Raw genomic sequence first — 1,515 nt, forward strand, 5'->3', positions numbered from 1 at the left:
TAATCCCAACATTTACACGACGGCTGTTACGGCTTTTTATTATAACGTCTCAATTCGGTGTGACCATTAAACATACTAGCATCAATGTGTTGTTTATCGGCAGCTCAGGGACTGGAAAGACGCATCTTTCTATTGCCCTCGGCCATCTTGCGATTGAGCAGGGATACAGCGTGCGTTATTATACAGCTGCCCGTTTGTCAAATGAACTGATGGAAGCACAATATGAAAAAAGACTGCTTCAGATCGAGAAGCAATGGATGAGTGCAGACTTGGTTATTATTGATGAGCTGGGCTATATCCCTTATCATCCGCGTGCAGCTGAGCTGATGTTTCAGTTTTTCGCCGCAAGGTACGAGCGTGGAAGCATGATCATTACCAGCAACCGGGAGTTTAGCCGGTGGAACGAAGTTTTTCACGATGACCAAATGACCGCCGCCTTGTTAGATCGAATCACGCACAAGGCCCACTTATTTCCGATGAACGGCGACAGCTATCGTTTCAAAGAAACGTATTCGTCCTAAGAAGAGGGTGGTCAACTTTTCGATGAGCGCCCTGGTCAACTTTTGGGTTGACGATTACACTTTATGTAGCTACTTTTGCTTATCTCCATAATTTCCTTGTTTAATCGATCAATTTCTGACTCCTTAGCTTTTTGTTCATTTAAAAGTTCATCGATAGATTTTTGAAGGAATACTCTTCGCTCACTAAAATTTTTGATTTCATTATCTAAATGTAGAGACTGGCTGCTTTTAGCTTGAAGTTCATTTGCCAAAACCTTAATTTTGTCTTCGAGATCCGTTACCTTACTCTGTTTATCAGCCATTTGTGAATCTAGGGTTGATAAGTCCGTATTTTTAATAAGTATTTCAGATTCCAAATTATTTGCTTTAATCTTCAGTTCATTGACAGCTTCAGTAGAAACAATTATCTTTTGCAACTTTAATTCTAAATCGGTTATCTTAGTTAGAGCTTCTTCGTATTTCCTTTTACTAACAAACATATAATTCCTCCTCTAACCCTTTTTTAAAAGAGAGCGTACAATATTTTGTGTAAATGAATAAATAGAAAAAGGAAGACCTTTTCTTGTAGAATTGAATCACCACAAGACAATTCACAGAAAAGAGGTCTTCCCTATGAACCAGTTTACAACAGATATCGTTAACGCTCTAGTGAAAAAACAAGATATTGCCGAAGTATTCCGTTCGCATTTAGAAACAGCCGTCAATACGCTGCTGGCGACTGAATTAACGGCGTTTTTAGATTACGAGAAATATGACCGGATGGGCTTTAACTCAGGCAACTCACGCAACGGTGCGTATTCCCGGACGCTGCACACAGAATACGGTGATTTGGGGATCAAGATTCCACGTGACCGCAACGGCGAGTTTAAGCAACAGACGGTGGCGCCTTAACGGCGCTCGAATGATACGCTCGAATCCTTTGTGAACCCCATGTTTCAGAAAGGCGGCACGATGAGTGAAATCTCCGATCTGAGCGAGAAAATGAACTGCCCTA

General features: G+C 41.2%; 2 protein-coding genes and 1 pseudogene. 2 read left to right on the plus strand and 1 reads right to left on the minus strand.

Going from position 1 to position 1,515, the window contains the following annotated elements; translation table 11 throughout:
- A partial coding sequence (locus tag BTO30_RS16765; RefSeq protein ID WP_158023619.1) for an ATP-binding protein occupies positions 1–521 on the plus strand: 521 nt, incomplete at its 5' end.
- Positions 522–556: 35 nt separating this feature from the next.
- On the opposite strand, the gene BTO30_RS16770 is transcribed toward BTO30_RS16765, so the two are convergent.
- Positions 557–1,000 carry a coiled-coil domain-containing protein gene (locus tag BTO30_RS16770; protein WP_075399831.1) on the minus strand — a complete coding sequence of 148 codons (444 nt, stop codon included), beginning with the start codon at positions 998–1,000 and terminating at the stop codon, positions 557–559.
- A gap of 133 nt (positions 1,001–1,133) precedes the next feature.
- Between BTO30_RS16770 and BTO30_RS16775 the strand changes: the two are divergent.
- A pseudogene (locus BTO30_RS16775) lies at positions 1,134–1,515 on the plus strand (transposase); the annotation flags it as partial.

It is taken from the genome of Domibacillus antri (genome assembly GCF_001936625.1).
GTDB classification, from domain to species: domain Bacteria; phylum Bacillota; class Bacilli; order Bacillales; family Domibacillaceae; genus Domibacillus; species Domibacillus antri.